The organism is Streptomyces sp. NBC_00075, from assembly GCF_045041225.1.
Taxonomy (GTDB): domain Bacteria; phylum Actinomycetota; class Actinomycetes; order Streptomycetales; family Streptomycetaceae; genus Streptomyces; species Streptomyces adonidis.
On sequence record NZ_CP108243.1, the window covers coordinates 4,220,161 to 4,242,114 of the forward strand.

The window sequence follows — 21,954 nt, forward strand, 5'->3', positions numbered from 1 at the left end:
GGTCACCTCCCATAATCCGGGTGACCGCCCTTCGGCATCCTCGGCACCTTCAGCGGCTCAGCGTTCCCGTGACCGCCGAGCCGCCGCCCGCGTCGCCCGCTCCGCCGCGAACACGTCCTCCAGCCTGAAGAGCAGGGCACGTCCGGCCCGGCCCGCGGCGGTGAGACGGCCGAGCTGCACCCATTTCCGGATGGTGGCGGGAGCGACCCCGATCTCCCGGGCGGCCAGCTCCCCGGTGATCAGGGTCGGCTGTCCGTCGTACCGCGTCCCCGTCGACGTACTCATCGGCCCGCCCCCATCGCGGAGCCCGCGGCGGCGACCCGCTCCCACTCCCCCTCCGGCCACCTGTGCCGGTGCCCCGGATCGTGGTGGCAGTCGCAGTCGGGGGCGGTGCAGCGGCAGGCGGGGTTGATGCAGAGGACCGACTGGCGGTCGGGGAAGGCCCGCAGGGAGACCGAGTCGCACCAGGGGCAGCGGCCGGACACACGTACGACGATCTCGCTGTCGCCCAGCGCACGGGCGCAGCGCCGGGCCAGCCGACGGGCCTCGTCGCGGACGTGCACGGCCAGTACCGGGTCCGTGGCGATCTCGTCGAGCAGGGCCCCGATCCGGCGCAACCGCTCCGGCACGGGAGCGCGGTCCGGCCGGGGCAGCCCGAGCCGGTCGTGTACGGCCTCCTCCAGTTCGACCACGCCGTCCGCGATGTCGCGGATGGTGTCGGAGATGTGCAGCCGCAACGGAGCCGTTCTGTGCCCGGGCACCGCCAGCCCATGGTGCTGCTGGAGCAGCAGCGCCTCCTCGCGCTCCTGGCGGAGACGTGCGCCGAGTTCGGCCGTGGGTGCGGGTGCCGTTCGGCTCCGGCGGCCGGGCGTACGGCCACGACCGGGGGCCAACTCCTCGTAGAGTTCCGGGAATTGCTGCGCCAGAACGCCGATCCACAGTGCGGCGTGCGCGGTCGGCCGCTCAGCCAACGGAACCTCCCGCACACCTCGACAGATTGCGAGCGCGCGCGCAATGATTTGCTCGTGCGTGCCATACGTCAAACGAACCTCGCATGCCCCCGACCTCTCCCCCGTACTCTTCTGTCACTTTGCTGCGAGCTTGTAATTCCGCGCGCGCAAGCAAGCTAAACTCGCGCCACCCCCGAAGGAAAGCGAGTAGCGCCATGACGACCCCCGAGCTCGACGCGTTCGCGGCATGGGTCGAAGAGCTGATGCGCCGGCGCGGCTACGACATCGACAGCCCACGCGGCGGCGGCAAGTCGCGCATCGCGGACGAGGCGGGCGTACACCGCGCGGCCGTGACCCGACTGCTGCACCGCCAGAGCATGCCGGACCTGGAGACGACGCGACGCCTCGCCCGCGTACTGGACGTCTCCGTCCGCGAGATGCTCATCCGCTCCGGCCGACTGACCGCCGAGGAACTCACCGACCCGCGCGCGCACTTGCCCTCCACCCCTCCCACCTCCGCACCGATCCGCCGGCTCACCGTGGACGAGGCCGCCGACCTCCTCGGCGTACCGACGAACCAGCGCGAGCGCTTCGCCCGAGCCGTGGAGCAGTTCCTGCCACCGACAGCGGACGCGGGGACACCGCTCGCCTCCCACTGACCCCCCGCCCCCTGCCTCTCCATGACCACCCTGCCTCACTAGTTGCGCGCGAGCAAGCAATCTGTCACAGTTGGCGCAGCAGCCGAACTGTGTCCGCACACCAGGGGCTCCTGACTCATCAGGAGCCCCTGTTCGCGTTCCCCGGACCGCCCGGTTGACCCAGTTGACCCAGATGCCCCAGTCGCCCAGCCGCCCGAGGTGATCCGGAATGACCTCAGCCGTACCTCCGCCCGACACCTTTCTCGAAGTCGAGGCGCTGGTCGTCGACATCCTCGAAGCCGACCCGGCCCTCTCCACCGCGCTCGTCGCGGTCGAGCCGCCCAGTGACTTCGACGGCACGGCCGCCGCCGTCCTCGTCAACCGGCGCGGTGGTGCCTGGATCGGCGATCTGCACGTCGACGAACCGCTGATCGAGCTGGAGGTGTACGGGCCGACCAAGGCCGCCGCGCACACCCTGGCCAACGCGGGCCGCCGCGCCGTACTCGCCGCGGCCGGACGGACGTACGGCACGAATCTGATCACCGACGTCGTCGAGGAGGACGGCCCGCGTTGGCTGCCCGACTACCTCTACCGGGCGGCCAATCGGTACGTGTGCGTCCTCAAGGTGTCCGTCAGCGTCTACTGACCCCTCTCCCCGGCACTCCCCCGGCGCTTCCTCCCACCTCTCATTTCCTGTCCCTTAGTTGAGGAGAACCAGCAATGGCAGGTAGCAACACCTCAGAGATCCGCATCGCGGGAACCGGCCGCCTCTACGTCGCCGTCGCCGGCACGGCCGTACCGACCGTCTTCTCCGACACCCCGGCCGCCGACTGGGGCGCCCGCTGGAAGGACCTGGGCTACACCTCCGGCGAGGGCGTCACCTTCAGCAAGAAGGACAAGCTGGAGGCCGTCGACAGCTGGCAGACGATCAGCCCGGTCCACTTCGTCTACTCCGACCGGGACCTGACGCTGAAGTTCTCGCTGCTCCAGTTCAACGAGGACACGCTGCCGTTCTTCATGGGCGGCGGCTCGGTCAAGCCCGTCGAGGGCTCCGCGGGCGGCTCGGGGGTCTTCGAGTACGAGATCGCGGACCGTGCGTACGCCGATGTCCGCGCGCTCGGGCTGGAGTTCACGGACGTACGGGCGAGCGACGGCTCGGTCGTGACGTACCGCTTCGGCATCCCGCGCGGCCAGGTCACGGCGTCCGACGACATCAAGCTCGGCCGCAAGGCCCCGGCCCAGCTCGGCATCACCTTCCAGGCCCTCGCCTCCGTCGAGGGGGAGGCCCTGGGCGGCTTCGTCATGAAGGACGCGGCGTACGCGGTCTGACCCACCCGATCCACCCGTTCCACCCCACCCGCCGGACACCGGGGGCGATCCCTCCGCGCCGCCGGTGTCCGGCCCATCACCCCACCCCACCGCCCCACCCCACTGCCTGACCGCCTCTGACAAGGAGTACGACCGAGATGGCCTCTTTCGACGTCAACGCAGCCCGCGCCCAGCGCCTCGAATCCTTCGGCCGCAGCTGGTCCTTCAACCTGGACGGCGACACCTTCACCCTGCCGACCGAGCTGACCCGGGCCACCGCCAAGGCCCTGCGCAAGCTCGACGACAACGACGTGGACGGGCTGCTCGCGCTGCTGCTGGGCGAGGAACAGTTCGCCCGGTTCGAACGGCACGAGGTCACCATGCAGGACATCGCCGCGATCCTGGAGGCGTACGGCAAGGAGACGGGCCTCGGCCTGGGGGAAGGCTGAGCCTCGGCGTGTTCGTCGACGAACACGCCGAGGCCCTGGAAGCCGACCTGCTCCGCTACTACGGCACCGACCTGCTCGACTGGCACCGCGGCCGGCTCTCCTCCCGTCGGCTCGCGGTGCTGGTCAAACACCTGCCGCGCGACTGCGCCCTCAACCGCGAACTCCACGGCGAGGCCGCCGAGTGGACGGTGACCGACCATCTGCTGGCCGCCACCGTGGACCATCTGGCCGCCGCCAACTGGATGTTCGCCTCCGTCAACTCGGCCGAGGACGCGGATCCGCCGGAGCTGCCGGTGCCGGTGCCCCGCCCCGACGACCCGAGGGTGGGGCGGCGGGACGAGGACGATCACGGGGACGAGGCCGGCAATGGGGACAGTGCGGGGGCGGCACCGTCACCGCCGACACCCTCCCAGGTCGCCCGCTTCTTCGGCTGACCCGGACCCACCGTCAGGAGGGCTCCTGAGGCGTCTCCTCCTGTACGGGAGGCGCCCCGGCCGGCCTGTCGTCGAGCGGGGGCACACTGGGCCGCCCCTTGCGCCGGACCACCTTGCGCCGGTCCCGTTCCGCACGGCGCTCCCGCACCTCACGGGCCGAGAGCAGGATCTCGGCCCGGGGATCGGGCGAGGCACCGGCGTCCGGGCCGGCCTCCGTTCCCGGTTCCCGGTCGGCCACGGCCCGCTCCCGCTCGCCCCGCTGCTCCACGCCGGTCACCGCGGGCGGGGGTTCGAGCAGTTGGACGTACGGCAGCGGAATGACCTCGCCCTCGCGTTCGCCCTCGGCCCTCTTCGACGGTCCCGTCCGCCGGGGCCGGCGCCCCGTACGCGCGTCCTCCTGGCCCTGGAGGTAGGCGGCGGTGATCCGGACCTCGTACTCGCGCCGTATCCCGGGAAGCTGCTCGGAGACGACGTCCGCCCAGCCGGCGCTGTAGGCGGTCAGTTCACGCCGGTCGAGTTCGGCGCGGGGCATCACGACGAGGTCTTCGGGGTCGTAGCCCAGCCGGAGGACGAGTTCGGTCACACGGGCGATCAGCTGGGCCAGGTCCTGGGACTGGTCGAGCCAGTCGATCACATGGTCACGCCGAACTCTGTTCGCTTCCCCGTCCACCCCACTGGCCTTGCCCTCGTGCGTCAAGTCCCTTCAGCAACACGGTAGTTCACCTGAGACCCGAAATCTAGACAACTTCTTCACCGCATCGACACGGCAGCCGGCCCGCAACGAAGGGAAGTTCCCATGACGCGAGATCTTGCACAACTGGACTCAGACCTGACGGGATTGCAGCGAACCACCATTCAAAACATCACACGCATTGACACCAACATATTCAGAATCTTCATCACCCAACAGTTGAATTACGCAGAATTCGGGAAACTCAAGAAGGCTTACGACGATTCCCAAACCGCCCAGAACGAAATATGGAAAAAAATCACCGGAAGCCTGACAGGAGTAGCCCTCAGCTTTACCGTACTCACCGCCGCACTCACCATTTTCAAGATCGACATCGCCCTGTTCAAGCTCGACGAACACGGGATCACCATCCTCGGCGTAACCCGAGAGTTCCCATGGAAGAAGCGGCTGGACAAACTCCAAAAAATTATCGAGTCGGACGCCCAGAAAAAGGATCGCGAAAATATGGAGGACATGGAGAAAACGGTCAAAGAAATCAAGAGAAGACTCGAAATCATCGGCGCTGCCAGCAGAGATCGACAAACCGACCCCACCAAGAAAACCGACCGCGGGATCGATACATCCAGGCCCCTCGTAAGGGGTGTGGTCACCGACGTGAAGATCCTGCGGGCCGCTCTCGACCAACTCGCCGCGGCATTCTAATAACGGAGCGAACATGTCACTGGCCTCAGCAGCGAACCGGTCAGCCAATTCTCTACAGCGATTCAAGAGCCAGGTCTCCGCTGCTGCCGCTGCCACACAGAGCATCGGCCGTGCGGCAGTGGCAGGTCAGAGCGGAATGACCAAACTCCGCTCCGCGGCCCAGGGCTCGACAACCGCCCTGAAGAACATGAAAACCGCGGCCGACCAGACCGAGAAGTCCCTCACCAAAACAGGCAAGGCAGGCCAGACCGCCGGTACCAACCTCGGCAAATACGAGTCCGGCGCCAACAAGGCCGCCAAGGGCCAGGACAAGATGAACAAGTCGATGAAGGGCAACTTCTTCGGCATGCTCATGAGCCTGCTCGCGCCGCTCATCCAGAAGGTCATCGACATGGCGACCCAGTCGAAGACCATGCAGAAGATCCTCAAGACGGCTTTCGAAGTCATCAAGTCCGTCATCAGCACGGTCATGAAGGCCATCGGACCCATCATGAAAACCGCGGCCGACCTGATAAAGAAGATCTGGGACGGGATAAAAACGGCGATCTCCGCCGTCGTGCAGGCCGTGGCCACGGTCATCCGGACGTACTTCAACATCTGGAAGACCATCATCACCACCGTCCTCAACGCGATCAAAAGTGTCGTCAGCGGTGTGTGGAACGGCATCAAGGCCGTGATCACACCCGTCGTCAACTGGGTCAAGTCGGTGATCCCGAACGCCTTCCAGGCCGTCAAGGACAAGCTCACCAGCGCCTGGAACGGGCTCAAGGACATCGCGGGCCGCGCCTTCGACGGCATCAAGAACGCCGTGAAGGCACCGATCAACGCGGTCATCGGGCTCATCAACTCCGCGATCGGCAAGCTCAACAGCATCAAGGTGACGATCCCGGGCTGGGTGCCCTTCGTCGGCGGCAAGACCTTCGGCCTCAGCCTGCCGAAGATCCCCACGCTCGCGACCGGCGGTGTCGTCCTGCCCCGTTCCGGTGGCGTACCGGCGATCCTCGCCGAGGGCGGAGAGGCGGAGGCCGTGCTGCCGCTGAGCAAGCTGGACCGCATGCTCAGGACAGCTGCCGCGCAGGGCCGCATCGGCGGCGACGGAGCCACCGGCACGGGCGGGGCCCTGCGGATCGAGAACTACTACGCGGCCTCCTCCAGTGACCCCCAGCGGACCGCCGACGCGCTGATGTTCCTGGCCAAGGCACGCGGGTGGCGGGGATGAGTGCCGCCGCGGCGACAGCGGGCGTGACGCCGGCCGACCTGCTCGCCCCGGTCTTGCCCGCGCTGCGTGCCTTCCGGACACAGACGGCGCAAGGCACCGGCGCCATACGGCAGTTCGTCGGCCAGATCAGGAGCGCCGCCACGGCCACCGACGGCTTCCACACCGCCGTCACCGGCAGCAGCCCGGCGGTGAGCCAGGTCAAATCGGCCGCCGAAGCCGCCGCCCTCTCCGTCACCAGGACCGGTCAGTCGGCCGCGACCGCCGCGACCGGCGTGAAGTCGCTCGGCGACAGGGCCAGGGGTGCCACCAGGGCTGTCGGCATGCTCAAGTCCGGACTCGCCACGGTGGCGACGCTCATCGTCGGCCTCGTCGGCCCCATGGCCGTCATAGGCGACCTGATGGGGGCCTTCGGCCTCGCCATGACCATCGGCGCCGGGGTGGTGATGGTCATCAACCTCCTCACCCGCGCCAACCCGATCGGCTTCGTCGCGGGCCTGCTCCTGCCCGTCGCCGGATGGCTGATCGACCTCGCCGTGAACTCCGAGGCCGGACAACGGATCATCGAGCAGCTCGCGACGCTCGTACTGAAGTACGTCGAGGGCTACCTCGCCGTCATCACCCCGATCCTCCAGTTCATCGGCACGCTGGTGAGCACGTACTTCGGCGCGATCCTCACCATCGTCACGACCGTCCTCTCCGTCGTCGGCGCGGTCGTCGGCACCGGCTTCGCCGTGCTGCACGCGCTCACCACCGGAAACGTGGAGGCGCTGCGCGAGAAGGTGGACGCCGTGTGGCGCGGCTTCCAGGGGGTCCTGGAGTCCGCCGTCGGCTGGATCACCCGGACGATCCCGGACATGTTCCAGCGGATCAAGGGCGCGATGTCGAGCACGCTCGGCGGGATCGGGAAGTTCGTCAGTACGGGCGTGGAGATGGTCGCGGGCCTGGTCAAGGCCCCGATCAACGGCCTGATCGCCTTCGCCAACTGGATCATCGACGGCCTCAACTCACTCAGCGTCAACATCCTCGGCAAGACGTTCGGCATCAACATCCCCAAGATCCCGATGCTCGCCGAGGGCGGTGTCGCCGTACCCGGGATCACCCGCCGCACGGGCAAGGTGCTGCCGCTCACCGCCCTGGAGCGGCAGCGGGCCCTCGCCGGCAGGACCAAAGCCCCCTCGTCCTCGCCGTACCGGATGGCCGAGTTCCGCGAGTCCGAGGGCGCGGGCCCCCGGGCCACCGCCGAGGACCTGCTGTTCCTCTCCTCGGCCCACGCATACCCGTGAATGTCCCCGACAGTGAGGTGACTGCCCCCATGGCCCAGACGCCGGCCCAGACAACCGCGTACCCCGACTCCACCACGGACCCGGACCCGCCCCCCGGCTCCCTCATCACCCGCGAAGGCCAGATCCAGTGGGCCGGCCTGCTGCTGGGCCCCGGCACGGCGTACGAGATCGACCGCGGCGGACTCACCGGCTGGGAGGACCTCCCGGACTTCGACACCGGCGACGCCGACCACCCCACCGCCCACGGCGCCTGGGCGGGCGCCCGCTACGCCAAGCCCCGCAGGATCGGCGGCACGGTGTGGACCGTACCGGCGACGGTGGGCAGCCCCCAGTCCGCACTGACCGCGACCCGCGTCCTGCGCCAGGCCCTGCTGCTCGCCGACGAGGAGCGCTGGCTCGCGGTCCGGCTGCACGGCGAGACCCTGGCCGTCCGGGCCCGGGTCAGCCAGCGCGTCCTGGCCGCCGACCGGGTGTACGCGACCCAGGGTGTGTCCCGGGCGGCCGTGCAGTGGTACGCCACCGACCCGCGCCGCTACCTGGTCGCCGAGCAGACCGCGGTCACCGGGCCGCCGCAGCCGGAGAGCGGGCTGACCTGGCCGCTGACCTGGCCGCTGTACTGGGGCCAGACCGTCTCCACCGGCGATGTCGTCGCCGCGAACGACGGCTCCGCGCCCACCCACCCGGTGATCACCTTCAGCGGGCCGTGCGTCAACCCCACGGTGACCGACCGCACGACCGACCGCCGGCTGCGCTACACGATCCGCCTCGCGGCGGGCGACCAGCTCGTCGTCGACACCGGCGCCGGCACGGTCACCCTCAACGGCACCGCCTCCCGCCGGCACACCGCCGCCCCGGACAGCGGCCCGGAGGAACTGTTCACGTTCGCCCCCGGCCGTGCCCAACTGGCCTTCCGCCCGGACGACTTCGACTCCGGCGCCCAGATGTCGGTGCGCTGGCGCAGCGCGGAGTGGTGACCCCACCGGGCTCCCGCACTCTCCCGACTCCCGCCATCCACAGAAGGACTTGGTATGAACGCACGCTCCGCCTGGCTGTCCCCGAACGGCCAGACACGGGAGGACACCCGCGTCGTCCAGACCGGCGCGGTCACCCCCGCCACCAACATCCGGGGCCGCTCCGGCGTCTTCCCGGGCTCGTCCGACGGGGCCTTCCGGATCACGGGCTTCGCGCTGACCGGCACCTCCGGCGGTATGACCGCCACCGTAGGAGTCGGCCGGGGTGTGGTGCAGGCCGAGGACGACCGGGGCGCCTACCCGGTGGCCGTCACCGAGCCGGTCACCCTCACGTTCGGCGGCGGTACGGACCAGAGCCGCCGGGATCTCGTCGTCCTGCGGATCTACGACGACCAGTACGACGCGTCCGGCCGCACCGAAGCCGTCGTCGAGGTCATCCCCGGCACCCCCACCGCCACCGACCCGGCCCCGCCGGCGACCCCCGCCGCCGCTCTGCCCCTGTACACCGTCCTGGTCCCGGCGAACGCGAGCGCGGGCAACGGCGGGATCATCTGGGCCTCCACCGCCACCGTCACCGACCTGCGCACCAGTGTCGTGGCCGTCGGCGGCATCCTCCCGACGGAGAACGACTCCCGCACCGGCGCCTACCCCGGCCAGTACCGCGACACGGCCACCGCCCTGCAACGCTGGAACGGCACGGTCTGGATCCCGTACCCCCGGGAGACGGGCGGCATCGCCCCGGGCGGCGCCCTCACCAACGGCAGTTACGCCGGCCAGTACCGGGACGGCCCCAACGGCCAGCTCCAGCGCTGGAACGGCACGGCCTGGCTGCCCGCCGTGCCGGGCCCGGCGTTCGTCAACTCGTTCAACGCCGGGTACACCTCCTCGACGACGTACACGGCCGCGCTCACCGGTACGCCCGTCTCGGCACTGACGCTCAGCTTCACCGCTCCGCCGTCCGGCGCGGTCCTCCTCGGCCTCGGCTCGCGGATGGAAACCCCCGGCAGTACGACGGCGTCCGCGTATCTGACCCCCCAGGTCACCCTGGGGACCACCGTCATCTGGACGGCGGTGGACCAGTACGCCGCGGTGTACTCGGGTTCCCCCGGCGCCTCGGTGGCGACCACCGTCCGGCTGGGATCACTGACCGCCGGAGCCACCTACACGGTCACGGCGATGCACAGGTCCACCGCCTCGGGAGTCAACTGCTGGTTCGCCAACGCGTTTCTGCGCGTCGACCCGCTGGCCTGAACACCCCACCGCGACACAGGAGTTGACCGCCGTATGGCGACCATCACCACCCCGTACCGCGCGATCTTCTGCGACCTGCGCACCGACCGCACCATCGACATCCTGCCCGTACGGGACGTCACCGTCGACGACTACATCGGCAAGGCCGGATCGTTCTCCGGCACCATCCCCGTCCCCACCGCGGCCCTCGCCGCCCGGGTCCGGCGTATCGAGGAGGGCCGCACGGCGGTCTACCTGGAGCGCGGCAGCGACCTGTGGTGGGGCGGGATCATCTGGACGAGCACCCTACAGAGCGACGAACGCGGCGTCCTCACCCTCGGCATCCAGGCGGCGACCTTCGACTCGTACGCGGGCCGCCGCCGTATCCGCGCCGACCTCACCTACACGGACACCGAGCAGCTGACGCTCGCCCGGAACCTGTGGCGGCACATGCAGACGTCGCTCCCGGGCGGCGACATCCGTGTCACCTACGGCACCGAGACCTCCTCGGCGACCCGGACCGTCTCCTACCGCGACGGCGACGAGATCGTCTACTCCGAGGCGCTCGACGCGCTCGCCTCGATGGACAACGGCTTCGAGCACCACATCGCCGTCTACCGCGACCCGGCCACCGGCGAACGGATCCGCCGGCTGCGCCTGGGCAGCCCGATGATCCGCACCGGAACGACCGACCTGGTGATGGACCGTCCGGGCACGATCCTGTCGTACTCCTTCCCGCGCGACGCCACCCGCGGCGGCACCACCGCCCGCGCGCGCGGGGCCTCCGTCAACGACAACCAGGCCGAGGAGTCCCGCCCGCTGTACGCCGACGCCCCGCCGGCCACGGCCCTGATCGACGCCGGCTATCCGCTCATCGACCTGACCTCGGACCACAACACGGTCACCGACGTCGACACACTGCGCTCCCTGGCCACCGCCGAACTCGCCACGGCCGCCGGAGCGGTCGTGATCCCCGAGATCACCGTCCGCCTCGACGACCTGGTGCCGCCCGCGCTGCTCGGCCGGACCGCCCGGATCCGCATCACCGACGAGTGGTGGCCCGAGGGCCTGGACGTCCGCTACCGGATCATCGGCGTCAAGGTCAGCCCGGCGCAGCGCGGCCGTCCCGACACCGCCGAGCTCTATCTGGAGGAACCCTGATGCCCCAGCTGCCCGAGGACATCATCGACCGGCTCACCGCGATGGAACGCCGGATCCAGCAGCTGTCCACGGCCGTCAACTCCCGGCCCGCGCTCAACAGGGTGTCCGGCGGCGGGGTGGAGATCACCGACGGCGGCTGGCTCCACGTACTGCCGCGCTCGGGTGGCCCGGCCGTCTTCTCCGTCGGCGCCGGAGGCCTGGCACGCCCCTGGCTGACCATGCTGCCCCCGCAGGACACGACGGTCACCCGCTGGCCGCAGACCACCGCGACCGCCTGGACGACGATCGCGGTGTCGTCCAACCCGGTGTGGCAGCCCAGGATGCGCCTCCGCCTGGCGACCAGGATCGCCACGGGCACCACCGGTACGGTCCGCGTGCTCGTGGCCGGCACCCCGTGGGGCCCCGAGGTCGCCGCGGGCGCGGACTTCGACCACACCGCCGCCGTCGACGCCGACTTCGGCACGCTGCTCACGGTGGAGATCCAGGCGCTGGTGACGAGCGCCTCCGGCACGGTCTACGCCCAGCCGCAGCTCATGTACGGCTGCGGGGACTGAACGCCGAAGGGCGGCCACCCCGAAACCGGGATGACCGCCCTTCGTGCAAGCAACTACCAACTACCGCTTACTGGTTGTACGGACCGTAGTCGTAGTCCTCCAGCGGAACGGCCTGGCCGGAGCCGGTGCCGAACGGCGAGTAGTCGATGTCGTCGTAGCCGACGGCCGAGTACATCGCGGCCTTCGCTTCCTCGGTCGGCTCCACCCGGATGTTGCGGTAACGGGACAGACCCGTACCGGCCGGGATGAGCTTACCGATGATGACGTTCTCCTTGAGGCCGATGAGGCTGTCGGACTTGGCGTTGATCGCCGCATCCGTCAGGACTCGGGTCGTCTCCTGGAAGGAGGCGGCCGACAGCCAGGACTCCGTCGCCAGCGAGGCCTTGGTGATACCCATCAGCTGCGGACGGCCGGAGGCCGGGTGGCCGCCTTCCTGGACCACACGACGGTTCTCGGTCTCGAACTTGCCACGCTCGACCAGCTCGCCGGGCAGCAGCTCGGCGTCGCCGGACTCGATGATCGTCACGCGGCGGAGCATCTGCCGGATGATGATCTCGATGTGCTTGTCGTGGATCGACACGCCCTGCGAGTTGTAGACCTTCTGGACCTCGCCGACCAGGTGGACCTGGACCGCGCGCTGACCGAGGATCCGCAGCACGTCGTGCGGGTTGGTGGCACCGAAGGTGAGCTTCTGGCCCACCTCGACGTGGTCACCCTCACGCACCATGACCTTGGCGCGCTTCGAGATCGGGAACGCCGTCTCGTCGCTGCCGTCGTCCGGGGTGATGACGATCTTCTTGGTCTTCTCGGTCTCCTCGATACGGACGCGGCCGGCCGCCTCCGAGATCGGGGCGACACCCTTGGGCGTACGAGCCTCGAAGAGCTCGACGACACGGGGCAGACCCTGGGTGATGTCGTCACCGGCCACACCACCGGTGTGGAAGGTACGCATCGTCAGCTGGGTACCGGGCTCACCGATGGACTGGGCGGCGATGATGCCGACCGCCTCACCGATGTCGACCAGCTTGCCGGTGGCCAGCGAGCGGCCATAGCACATGGCGCAGGTGCCGACGGCGGACTCGCAGGTCAGGACCGAGCGGGTCTTGACCTCCTCGACGCCGTGCTTGACCAGCTCGTCGATGAGGACGTCACCGAGGTCGGTGTTGGCCGGGGCCAGCACACGTCCGTCGATGGTGATGTCCTCGGCCAGCGCACGGGCGTACACCGACGTCTCGACGTTCTCGGTCTTGCGCAGCACGCCGGCCTCGTCGCGCTCGGCGATGGCCAGCTTGAGGCCACGGTCGGTGCCGCAGTCCTCCTCGCGGATGATGACGTCCTGCGAGACGTCCACCAGACGACGGGTGAGGTAACCCGAGTCGGCGGTACGCAGGGCGGTGTCGGCGAGACCCTTACGGGCACCGTGGGTGGAGATGAAGTACTCCAGCACGGACAGGCCCTCACGGAACGACGCCTTGATGGGACGAGGAATCGTCTCGTTCTTGGCGTTCGACACCAGACCACGCATACCGGCGATCTGCCGCATCTGCATCATGTTTCCTCGGGCACCCGAGTCAACCATCATGAAGATGGGGTTCGTCTTGGGGAAGTTCGCGTTCATCGCCTCGGCGACCTCGTTGGTCGCCTTGGTCCAGATCGCGATGAGCTCCTGCGTGCGCTCGTCCTTGGTGATCAGACCGCGCTCGTACTGCTTCTGGACCTTCTCGTCCAGCGCCTCGTAGCCCTTGACGATCTCCTTCTTCGCCTCGGGAACGACGACGTCGGAGATGGCCACGGTGACACCGGAGCGGGTCGCCCAGAAGAAGCCGGCCGCCTTCAGGTTGTCGAGCGTCGCCGCCACGATGACCTTGGGGTAGCGCTCGGCGAGGTCGTTGACGATCTCGGAGAGCTGCTTCTTGCCGACCGAGTAGTCGACGAACGGGTAGTCCTCGGGCAGCAGCTCGTTGAAGAGCGCGCGGCCCAGCGTGGTGCGCAGACGGAACGAGTCCCCCTGCTGCCACTCGGGCTCGCCCTCCTCGCGGGCCGGCGGGGTCCAGCCGCGCGGCGGGATGGTGCCCACCGGGAAGCGGATGTCGACGGCCGACTGAAGCGCCAGCTCACCGGCGTCGAACGCCATGATCGCCTCGGCCGAGGAGCCGAACGCGCGGCCCTCGCCCTTGACGTCACGCAGTTCACCGTCGGTGGTGAGGAAGAACAGACCAAGGACCATGTCCTGGGTCGGCATCGTCACCGGACGGCCGTCGGCGGGCTTGAGGATGTTGTTCGAGGACAGCATCAGGATGCGGGCCTCGGCCTGCGCCTCCGCGGAGAGCGGCAGGTGGACGGCCATCTGGTCACCGTCGAAGTCCGCGTTGAACGCGGTGCAGACGAGCGGGTGGATCTGGATGGCCTTGCCCTCGACCAGCTGCGGCTCGAAGGCCTGGATGCCGAGGCGGTGCAGCGTGGGCGCACGGTTCAGCAGAACCGGGTGCTCCGCGATGACCTCTTCCAGCACGTCGTACACGACGGTCCGGCCACGCTCGACCATGCGCTTCGCGGACTTGATGTTCTGCGCGTGGTTGAGGTCGACCAGCCGCTTCATGACGAACGGCTTGAACAGCTCCAGCGCCATGGCCTTCGGCAGACCGCACTGGTGCAGCTTCAGCTGCGGACCGACGACGATCACGGAACGCGCGGAGTAGTCCACACGCTTGCCGAGCAGGTTCTGACGGAATCGACCCTGCTTGCCCTTGAGCATGTCGCTCAGGGACTTCAGCGGGCGGTTACCGGGACCGGTGACCGGACGGCCACGACGACCGTTGTCGAACAGCGCGTCAACGGCCTCCTGAAGCATGCGCTTCTCGTTGTTCACGATGATCTCGGGAGCACCGAGGTCGAGAAGCCGCTTCAGACGGTTGTTCCGGTTGATCACACGGCGGTACAGGTCGTTCAGGTCGGAGGTCGCGAAGCGGCCACCGTCCAGCTGCACCATCGGGCGAAGGTCCGGCGGGATGACCGGGACACAGTCGAGAACCATGCCCTTGGGGCTGTTGGAGGTCTGAAGGAACGCAGACACGACCTTCAGCCGCTTCAGGGCGCGGGTCTTCTTCTGGCCCTTGCCGGTACGGATGATCTCGCGGAGGCGCTCGGCCTCCTCCTCCAGGTCGAAGGACTCCAGGCGCTTCTGTAGCGCCGCGGCACCCATCGAACCGTCGAAGTAGGTCCCGAAGCGGTCGCGCAGCTCGCGGTAGAGCAGCTCGTCGCCCTCCAGGTCCTGGACCTTGAGGTTCTTGAACCGGGTCCACACCTCGTCGAGGCGGTCGATCTCGCGCTGCGAGCGGTCCCGCAGCTGCTTCATCTCCCGCTCGGCACCTTCGCGCACCTTGCGGCGTACGTCGGCCTTGGCGCCCTCGGCCTCCAGCTCGCCCAGGTCGCTTTCCAGCTTCTTGGCGCGGGCTTCGAGGTCGGAGTCACGCCGGTTCTCGATCTGCTGCCGCTCGACCGAGACGTGCGCCTCCAGCGAGGGCAGGTCACGGGTACGGCGCTCGTCGTCGACGTACGTGATCATGTACGCCGCGAAGTAGATGACCTTTTCCAGGTCCTTCGGGGCGAGGTCGAGCAGGTAGCCCAGACGCGACGGAACGCCCTTGAAGTACCAGATGTGGGTGACGGGAGCGGCCAGCTCGATGTGGCCCATCCGCTCACGGCGCACCTTGGCGCGAGTGACCTCGACGCCACAGCGCTCACAGATGATGCCCTTGAAGCGGACACGCTTGTACTTGCCGCAGTAGCACTCCCAGTCCCGGGTCGGACCGAAGATCTTCTCGCAGAAGAGTCCGTCCTTTTCGGGCTTGAGCGTGCGGTAGTTGATCGTCTCGGGCTTCTTGACCTCGCCGTGGCTCCACTGACGGATGTCGTCAGCGGTGGCCAGACCGATCCGGAGCTCGTCGAAGAAGTTGACGTCGAGCACTATGCGTCAATCCCTCTCAGGGTTGTAAGTCATGGGGTCTGATACGGGGGTCCTGGGGCCGGAGGCCTTCATGGTGAAGGCCTCCGAACTCCCGTCAGACCTCTTCGACGCTGCTCGGCTCACGCCGGGACAGGTCGATGCCGAGCTCCTCCGCCGCGCGGAAGACGTCCTCGTCGGTGTCACGCATTTCGATGGACATACCGTCGCTGGACAGCACCTCCACGTTGAGGCAGAGAGACTGCATCTCCTTGATGAGCACCTTGAAGGACTCGGGGATGCCGGGCTCGGGGATGTTCTCGCCCTTGACGATGGCCTCGTAGACCTTCACGCGGCCGGTGACGTCGTCGGACTTGATGGTCAGCAGCTCCTGGAGGGCGTAAGCGGCGCCATAAGCCTCCAGCGCCCACACCTCCATCTCACCGAATCGCTGGCCACCGAACTGGGCCTTACCACCCAGCGGCTGCTGGGTGATCATCGAGTACGGACCGGTCGAACGCGCGTGCAGCTTGTCGTCGACCAGGTGGTGGAGCTTGAGGATGTACATGTAGCCGACCGAGATCGGCTCCGGGAACGGCTCGCCGGAGCGGCCGTCGAACAGCGGTGCCTTGCCGGTCGGGAGCACCATGCGCTCGCCGTCGCGGTTCGGGATCGTGTGGTTGAGCAGACCGGCCAGCTCGTCCTCACGCGCACCGTCGAAGACGGGGGTGGCGACGTTCGTGCCGGGGGCGACCACGTCGGCCTCGATGGCCTGGAGGCGCTGCGCCCAGTCGTCCGCGAGCCCGGAGACGTCCCAGCCGCGGCTGGCGAGCCAGCCGAGGTGGATCTCCAGCACCTGTCCCGGGTTCATTCGGGACGGCACACCCAGCGGGTTGAGGATGATGTCGACCGGGGTCCCGTCCTCGAGGAACGGCATGTCCTCGATGGGCAGGATCTTGGAAATAACACCCTTGTTGCCGTGACGGCCGGCGAGCTTGTCACCATCGGTGATCTTGCGCTTCTGCGCAACATACACACGGACCAGCTGGTTGACGCCGGGCGGCAGCTCGTCGCCCTCCTCACGGTCGAAGACGCGGACGCCGATGACCTTGCCGATCTCGCCGTGCGGCACCTTCAGCGAGGTGTCACGGACCTCGCGCGCCTTCTCACCGAAGATCGCGCGGAGCAGACGCTCCTCGGGGGTCAGCTCGGTCTCACCCTTGGGCGTGACCTTGCCGACGAGGATGTCACCGGCGACGACCTCGGCACCGATACGGATGATGCCGCGCTCGTCGAGGTCGGCGAGGACCTCCTCGGAGACGTTCGGGATGTCCCGGGTGATCTCCTCGGGGCCGAGCTTGGTGTCACGGGCGTCGACCTCGTGCTCCTCGATGTGGATCGAGGAGAGGACGTCGTCCTGCACGAGGCGCTGCGACAGGATGATCGCGTCCTCGTAGTTGTGACCCTCCCACGGCATGAAGGCGACGAGCAGGTTCTTGCCCAGCGCCATCTCGCCTTCCTGGGTGGCCGGCCCGTCGGCGAGAACCTGGTTCTCGACGATCCGGTCGCCCTCGTCCACGACAACCTTCTGGTTGACCGAGGTGCCCTGGTTGGAGCGCGAGAACTTCGCGACGCGGTACGTGGTGTACGTACCGTCGTCGTTGGCGACGGTGATGTAGTCCGCGGAGACCTCCTGGACGACACCCGCCTTCTCGGCCTTGATGACGTCGCCGGCGTCGACGGCGCAGCGGTACTCCATGCCCGTACCGACGAGGGGGGCCTCGGCGGTGATCAGCGGCACGGCCTGGCGCATCATGTTCGCGCCCATGAGGGCACGGTTGGCGTCGTCGTGCTCCAGGAAGGGGATCATCGCGGTCGCGACGGACACCATCTGGCGCGGGGAGACGTCCATGTAGTCGACGTCGTCGCCGGGGATGTAGTCGATCTCGCCGCCACGGCGGCGGACGAGAACGCGGGACTCCTCGAAACGCATGTCCTCGGAGAGGATCGCGTTCGCCTGGGCGATCACGAAGCGGTCTTCTTCGTCGGCGGTCAGGTAGTCGACGTCGTCGGTGACGACACCCTCGACGACCTTGCGGTACGGGGTCTCGACGAACCCGAACGCGTTGACCCGGCCGTAGGAGGCGAGCGAGCCGATCAGACCGATGTTCGGGCCTTCGGGGGTCTCGATCGGACACATGCGGCCGTAGTGCGAGGGGTGCACGTCACGGACCTCGAAGCCGGCCCGCTCACGGGAGAGACCACCCGGGCCGAGCGCCGACAGACGGCGCTTGTGGGTGAGACCCGACAGCGGGTTGTTCTGGTCCATGAACTGCGACAGCTGGCTGGTGCCGAAGAACTCCTTGATGGAGGCGACGACCGGCCGGATGTTGATCAGGGTCTGCGGCGTGATCGCCTCGACGTCCTGGGTCGTCATGCGCTCACGCACGACGCGCTCCATACGCGCCAGACCCGTACGGACCTGGTTCTGGATGAGCTCGCCGACGTTGCGCAGACGACGGTTGCCGAAGTGGTCGATGTCGTCGGTCTCGACGACGATCGACGTGCCGTTGTCGCCAACGGTCTCGGTCTCACCGGCGTGCAGCTTCACCAGGTACTTGATCGTCGAGATGATGTCCTCGACGGTCAGCACACCGGCGTCCAGCGGGGCCTCGCCGCCCAGCTTCTTGTTGACCTTGTAACGGCCGACCTTGGCGAGGTCGTAGCGCTTCGGGTTGAAGTAGAGGTTCTCCAGAAGCGTCTGCGCGGCCTCACGGGTCGGCGGCTCGCCCGGACGGAGCTTGCGGTAGATGTCGAGCAGCGCGTCGTCCTGGCCCTGGGTGTGGTCCTTCTCCAGGGTGGCGCGCATCGACTCGTACTCGCCGAACTCCTCAAGGATCTGCTCGGTCGTCCAACCGAGAGCCTTCAGCAGAACGGTCACGGACTGCTTGCGCTTGCGGTCGATGCGGACACCGACCATGTCGCGCTTGTCGATCTCCATCTCCAGCCAGGCACCCCGGGAGGGGATCACCTTGGAGGAGAAGATGTCCTTGTCGGACGTCTTGTCGATGGAGGAGTCGAAGTAGACACCCGGCGAACGGACCAGCTGCGACACCACGACACGCTCGGTGCCGTTGATGACGAAGGTGCCCTTGTTGGTCATGAGCGGGAAGTCGCCCATGAAGACCGTCTGGGACTTGATCTCGCCGGTCTCGTTGTTGGTGAACTCGGCCGTGACGAAGAGGGGCGCGGAGTACGTGAAGTCGCGCTCCTTGCACTCGTCGATCGAGTTCTTCGGAGGCTCGAAACGGTGGTCGCGGAACGTCAGGGACATCGACCCGGAGAAGTCCTCGATCGGGGAGATCTCCTCGAAGATCTCCTCCAGACCGGACTTGGTGGGGACGTCCTGTCCGCTGTCCAGAGCCGCCTCGACACGAGCCTTCCACGCGGCGTTACCGAGCAGCCAGTCGAAGCTCTCGGTTTGCAGCGCAAGGAGGTTCGGAACCTCGAGGGGCTCCTTGATCTTTGCAAAAGAGATGCGCAGCGGGGCAGTGCTGGCGCCGTTGTTCGTATTCGCGGAGGCAGTGCGCGAGGCGGCCAAGAGGGGGTCCTTCCGAGGGCTCGGACTCACTACGCGCGTACCGGCCCCTCACCGGGACACAGAGACAGGCGCTCCACTGACCAGCCGTAAAAGGCCAGGTCGGAGAAGGTCCGATCGTCGGTGCTCAAGCGAGGGCATGCCCCTGGTGACGGGCAGGAGGCAGCTAACAGGCAGCGCAAAGGGTCAGTGTAGCCACTAGGCTCACTGATGTCCAGTGCGGGTTTTTGAAGACCCTCGTTGCTCTCAACCCCTGCTGCAAGCCACGCCCTCGATGCACATCGATCCTGCCCTCTTCGCCACCGATCCATGCCTCGGATTCGGATCGATGTGGCGACGCGTCCTGAGAATTGCGCGCTACGTGCAGTTCGTCAAGGCCTCCATGCCCCGGACCCGGTGCTGCCATCGTCACGTACGGGACGTCACCAGGGGCGTTCGGAGGCACGACGAAGATCACCTTACTCGCCGTCACCGAGCCTGCAAGGCAGCCACGACCCGACCCCTCGAACGCCGAAGAGCGACCACCCAGATGGATGATCGCTCTTCACTGCGTCAGCGTTACAGGGCTCTCAGGAACCCCACGTCAGCTGCCACGAGAGCCCTCAGCGGGCTCCCAAGGGTGTTACTTGACCTCGACGCCCGCGCCGGCGGCCTTGAGGGACTCGGCAGCCTTCTCGGCGGCCTCCTTGGTGACCTTCTCGAGAACGGGCTTCGGGGCGCCGTCCACGAGGTCCTTGGCCTCCTTCAGACCCAGGGAGGTCAGCTCACGCACGACCTTGATGACCTGGATCTTCTTCTCGCCGGCACCCGTGAGGATGACGTCGAACTCGTCCTGCTCCTCAGCGACCTCGGCGGCGGCGGCCGGGCCGGCCGGGCCCGCGACGGCGACGGCCGCGGCGGCGGTGACGTCGAACTTCTCCTCGAAGGCCTTCACGAACTCGGAGAGCTCGATGAGGGTGAGGGACTCGAACTGCTCGAGCAGCTCTTCCTGGGACAGCTTCGTCGCCATGATGGGCGATCCTTCCAGTCAATTCGGCAGGTGCCGATTACGTGTCGGCGGGCGTACGTTCGGCCCGCGTCGACCACCGCGTCAGGCGGCGGTCAAAGTGCGAGCCGAGTTACTCGGCACCGCCCTGCTCGGCGAGCTTGACGCGAAGCGCCTCCGCGGTGCGGACGAACTTCGACGGCAGCGCCTGGAAGAGCGAGGCAGCCTGAGACTGCTTGCCCTTGAAAGCACCGGCCAGCTTGCTGAGCAGAACCTCGCGGGACTCGAGGTCCGCAAGCTTCTTGATCTCGTCGGCGGACAGCGCCTTACCGTCAAGGACACCGCCCTTGATGACGAGGTTCGGGTTGTCCTTGGCGAAGTCACGAAGACCCTTCGCCGACGTCACCGGGTCACCGGTGATGAAGGCAACCGCCGTCGGACCGTTGAACAGGTCGTCGAGCGTCGAGATCCCGGCCTCGTTGGCCGCGATCTTGGTCAGCGTGTTCTTCACCACGGCGTACTGGGCGTCTTCACCGAGCGAACGACGCAGCGTCTTGAGCTGCGCGACGGTGAGACCCCGGTACTCGGTCAGCACAGCGGCGTTCGAGCTGCGGAACTGGTCCGCCAGCTCGGCTACCGCGGCAGCCTTGTCGGGCCTTGCCATAAGCGTGGCCTCCTTCCGGGTGATGAGGACCGCTCAGAAGGAGACTGGGAAAACGAAACGCCCCGGCGCAGGCGCACGGGGCGTGAACTCGACCGAACGAATTCCGTGAGCGGATTCCGTCCAGGAGCACTTCCACAGTCACCTACGCGGGTCGTCCGCAGTTCAGCGGATCCTTCGGCCACCGAGCCCTCGAACGAGGACACAGCAACGACCAGCGGTCTTTGGCTTCAAGAGGAGAGTACGCGAGGGCCTAACGGCCAAGCAAATCGCGCCCCGACAGGGGCGCGGGGAACTGCGCGACAAGCCCCCACCGGACCGGCAGCCAACAACCAAACCCGCTCAGGCGCCCTTCAACATCTCAGCCAGGTCAGCAACATCCTTGGCAGCCGGCGCAGCAATACTCACCGGCTTGTTGAAGTCGTCAAAAGTGATCGTCATGTCGAGCGGACCCTTGTCCGCCGCCCCCCGCATCCGGAACTGCTTCGTCAGCTCGTCCTCACCGACCCACAGATCCATCGTGAACTTCTCGATCCCCAGCTTCTCGTACTGCTCAAGGCTCTTCTCGCGCGTCTCACGAGTCGCCTTGGTCTCCTTCTTGAGGGAGTCCCGGAACTCGTCGAGGGTGACCGTGCCCGCGTAGTGGGTGGTCTTCACCCCGTCCACGGTCTCCGTGCCGACCTCCTTCACGTCCTTGGACCCGGTGAGGAAGGTGGACTCCTGGGCGGGGTTCTTGTCGGCCTGTCCGGCCGCCCCCAGCGACTCGCCGGCACCGGCACCCAGCGCGGACAGGTCGAACTTGATCCAGCTCTTGCCGTCCATCTCGGCGGCGGCCGCCGCGCCCCCGCCTATGAACATCGCCTTGTCGACGAGACGTATCTCGGCGGTGCCGTCCGCGCCCTGGTCGAGGGCCGTGATCTTCATGCTCATGGCCACGTCGGGCTTGAGCCGCATCTTGGCGTCGGCCTTGACGCGCCCTTCCTCGGGCGTGCGGCCGGTCATCCGATAGCTGAGGGAGGTGATGTCCTCCACGTTCTTCGCCGCCTTGGCGACAGCAGCCGCCGGCGTCATCTTCGGCGACTCCTCCGAAGCCCCCTCGGAACAGGCGACAGCACCGGTGCCGAGCAGCAGCACGGCGAGCCCGACGCGCACGGAAGAAGAAGCACTCACGATTCCC

The 21,954-nt window shown here is 67.8% G+C and carries 20 protein-coding genes; 12 read left to right on the top strand and 8 right to left on the bottom strand.

Features of this window, described 5'->3' with window-relative positions; translation table 11 throughout:
- Positions 1-57: 57 nt before the first annotated feature.
- Together OG787_RS18050 and OG787_RS18055 are read right to left on the bottom strand one after the other, a co-directional pair.
- The gene (locus tag OG787_RS18050; RefSeq protein WP_369030541.1) at positions 58-285 is read right to left on the bottom strand and encodes a hypothetical protein; all 228 of its coding nucleotides are present in this window, start codon (positions 283-285) and stop codon (positions 58-60) included.
- Positions 282-971 (bottom strand): hypothetical protein, encoded by a 690-nt coding sequence (locus OG787_RS18055; protein ID WP_369030540.1) that lies wholly within the window; start codon positions 969-971, stop codon positions 282-284. The genes OG787_RS18050 and OG787_RS18055 overlap by 4 nt, the downstream gene beginning before the upstream one ends.
- Before the next feature lie 194 nt (positions 972-1,165).
- On the opposite strand from OG787_RS18055, the gene OG787_RS18060 reads away from it, so the two are divergent.
- From OG787_RS18060 to OG787_RS18080, 5 genes are all read left to right on the top strand, one after another.
- Positions 1,166-1,609: a helix-turn-helix domain-containing protein gene (locus OG787_RS18060; RefSeq protein WP_405535735.1), complete on the top strand. Its 444-nt coding sequence runs from the start codon at positions 1,166-1,168 to the stop codon at positions 1,607-1,609.
- Between the two features lie 208 nt (positions 1,610-1,817).
- A complete protein-coding gene (locus tag OG787_RS18065; RefSeq protein WP_369030538.1) occupies positions 1,818-2,234 on the top strand; it encodes a hypothetical protein in 417 nt (138 codons plus the stop codon).
- Positions 2,235-2,308: 74 nt separating this feature from the next.
- Positions 2,309-2,917 carry a phage tail protein gene (locus OG787_RS18070; RefSeq protein WP_369030537.1) on the top strand — a complete coding sequence of 203 codons (609 nt, stop codon included), beginning with the start codon at positions 2,309-2,311 and terminating at the stop codon, positions 2,915-2,917.
- A 137-nt stretch (positions 2,918-3,054) separates the two neighbouring features.
- Entirely contained in the window at positions 3,055-3,345 is a 291-nt protein-coding gene (locus OG787_RS18075) for a hypothetical protein (protein ID WP_369030536.1), read from the top strand.
- An 8-nt stretch (positions 3,346-3,353) separates the two neighbouring features.
- Complete coding sequence (locus tag OG787_RS18080; RefSeq protein WP_405535736.1) at positions 3,354-3,779, top strand: hypothetical protein; 426 nt, start codon at positions 3,354-3,356, stop codon at positions 3,777-3,779.
- A 13-nt stretch (positions 3,780-3,792) separates the two neighbouring features.
- Here OG787_RS18080 and OG787_RS18085 read toward each other — a convergent pair whose 3' ends face one another.
- Positions 3,793-4,476 (bottom strand): hypothetical protein, encoded by a 684-nt coding sequence (locus OG787_RS18085; protein ID WP_405535737.1) that lies wholly within the window; start codon positions 4,474-4,476, stop codon positions 3,793-3,795.
- 99 nt (positions 4,477-4,575) lie between these two features.
- On the opposite strand from OG787_RS18085, the gene OG787_RS18090 reads away from it, so the two are divergent.
- Genes OG787_RS18090 through OG787_RS18120 form a run of 7 tightly spaced genes read left to right on the top strand, consistent with a single transcriptional unit; the run spans position 4,576 to position 11,590 of the window.
- The gene (locus tag OG787_RS18090) at positions 4,576-5,172 is read left to right on the top strand and encodes a hypothetical protein (RefSeq protein ID WP_405535738.1); all 597 of its coding nucleotides are present in this window, start codon (positions 4,576-4,578) and stop codon (positions 5,170-5,172) included.
- Between the two features lie 13 nt (positions 5,173-5,185).
- Positions 5,186-6,391, top strand: a complete 1,206-nt coding sequence (locus tag OG787_RS18095; protein WP_405535739.1) for a phage tail protein — start codon at positions 5,186-5,188, stop codon at positions 6,389-6,391.
- Positions 6,388-7,674: a tape-measure protein gene (locus OG787_RS18100; RefSeq protein WP_405535740.1), complete on the top strand. Its 1,287-nt coding sequence runs from the start codon at positions 6,388-6,390 to the stop codon at positions 7,672-7,674. The genes OG787_RS18095 and OG787_RS18100 overlap by 4 nt, the downstream gene beginning before the upstream one ends.
- Before the next feature lie 29 nt (positions 7,675-7,703).
- Positions 7,704-8,648: a phage distal tail protein gene (locus tag OG787_RS18105; protein WP_405535741.1), complete on the top strand. Its 945-nt coding sequence runs from the start codon at positions 7,704-7,706 to the stop codon at positions 8,646-8,648.
- Positions 8,649-8,702: 54 nt separating this feature from the next.
- A complete protein-coding gene (locus OG787_RS18110) occupies positions 8,703-9,896 on the top strand; it encodes a hypothetical protein (RefSeq protein WP_405535742.1) in 1,194 nt (397 codons plus the stop codon).
- 33 nt (positions 9,897-9,929) lie between these two features.
- Complete coding sequence (locus OG787_RS18115; protein WP_405535743.1) at positions 9,930-11,036, top strand: hypothetical protein; 1,107 nt, start codon at positions 9,930-9,932, stop codon at positions 11,034-11,036.
- Positions 11,036-11,590 (top strand): hypothetical protein, encoded by a 555-nt coding sequence (locus OG787_RS18120; protein WP_369036430.1) that lies wholly within the window; start codon positions 11,036-11,038, stop codon positions 11,588-11,590. Before OG787_RS18115 ends, OG787_RS18120 begins: the two co-directional genes overlap by 1 nt.
- Positions 11,591-11,657: 67 nt before the next feature.
- Here the strand turns inward: OG787_RS18120 and OG787_RS18125 are convergent, their stop codons facing one another.
- The 5 genes from OG787_RS18125 to OG787_RS18145 form a co-directional block, all read right to left on the bottom strand.
- Entirely contained in the window at positions 11,658-15,557 is a 3,900-nt protein-coding gene (locus OG787_RS18125; protein ID WP_369036429.1) for a DNA-directed RNA polymerase subunit beta', read from the bottom strand.
- Between the two features lie 94 nt (positions 15,558-15,651).
- A complete protein-coding gene (rpoB, locus tag OG787_RS18130; protein ID WP_369036428.1) occupies positions 15,652-19,134 on the bottom strand; it encodes a DNA-directed RNA polymerase subunit beta in 3,483 nt (1,160 codons plus the stop codon).
- A 619-nt stretch (positions 19,135-19,753) separates the two neighbouring features.
- Entirely contained in the window at positions 19,754-20,140 is a 387-nt protein-coding gene (gene rplL, locus OG787_RS18135) for a 50S ribosomal protein L7/L12 (RefSeq protein WP_369036427.1), read from the bottom strand.
- Between the two features lie 109 nt (positions 20,141-20,249).
- Positions 20,250-20,780 (bottom strand): 50S ribosomal protein L10, encoded by a 531-nt coding sequence (rplJ, locus tag OG787_RS18140; RefSeq protein ID WP_164319068.1) that lies wholly within the window; start codon positions 20,778-20,780, stop codon positions 20,250-20,252.
- 339 nt (positions 20,781-21,119) lie between these two features.
- A complete protein-coding gene (locus OG787_RS18145; protein WP_369036426.1) occupies positions 21,120-21,947 on the bottom strand; it encodes a DUF1396 domain-containing protein in 828 nt (275 codons plus the stop codon).
- Between the last annotated feature and the right edge of the window lie 7 nt (positions 21,948-21,954).

Coding starts and splice junctions, on each gene's coding strand:
- OG787_RS18100 (WP_405535740.1), top strand. CDS start 6,388: ATGAGTGCCGCCGCGGCGACAGCGGGCGTGACGCCGGCCGACCTGCTC.
- OG787_RS18060 (WP_405535735.1), top strand. CDS start 1,166: ATGACGACCCCCGAGCTCGACGCGTTCGCGGCATGGGTCGAAGAGCTG.
- OG787_RS18120 (WP_369036430.1), top strand. CDS start 11,036: ATGCCCCAGCTGCCCGAGGACATCATCGACCGGCTCACCGCGATGGAA.
- OG787_RS18075 (WP_369030536.1), top strand. CDS start 3,055: ATGGCCTCTTTCGACGTCAACGCAGCCCGCGCCCAGCGCCTCGAATCC.
- OG787_RS18105 (WP_405535741.1), top strand. CDS start 7,704: ATGGCCCAGACGCCGGCCCAGACAACCGCGTACCCCGACTCCACCACG.
- OG787_RS18065 (WP_369030538.1), top strand. CDS start 1,818: ATGACCTCAGCCGTACCTCCGCCCGACACCTTTCTCGAAGTCGAGGCG.
- OG787_RS18090 (WP_405535738.1), top strand. CDS start 4,576: ATGACGCGAGATCTTGCACAACTGGACTCAGACCTGACGGGATTGCAG.
- OG787_RS18070 (WP_369030537.1), top strand. CDS start 2,309: ATGGCAGGTAGCAACACCTCAGAGATCCGCATCGCGGGAACCGGCCGC.
- OG787_RS18050 (WP_369030541.1), bottom strand. CDS start 285: ATGAGTACGTCGACGGGGACGCGGTACGACGGACAGCCGACCCTGATC.
- OG787_RS18095 (WP_405535739.1), top strand. CDS start 5,186: ATGTCACTGGCCTCAGCAGCGAACCGGTCAGCCAATTCTCTACAGCGA.
- OG787_RS18110 (WP_405535742.1), top strand. CDS start 8,703: ATGAACGCACGCTCCGCCTGGCTGTCCCCGAACGGCCAGACACGGGAG.
- OG787_RS18115 (WP_405535743.1), top strand. CDS start 9,930: ATGGCGACCATCACCACCCCGTACCGCGCGATCTTCTGCGACCTGCGC.
- rplJ (WP_164319068.1), bottom strand. CDS start 20,780: ATGGCAAGGCCCGACAAGGCTGCCGCGGTAGCCGAGCTGGCGGACCAG.
- rplL (WP_369036427.1), bottom strand. CDS start 20,140: ATGGCGACGAAGCTGTCCCAGGAAGAGCTGCTCGAGCAGTTCGAGTCC.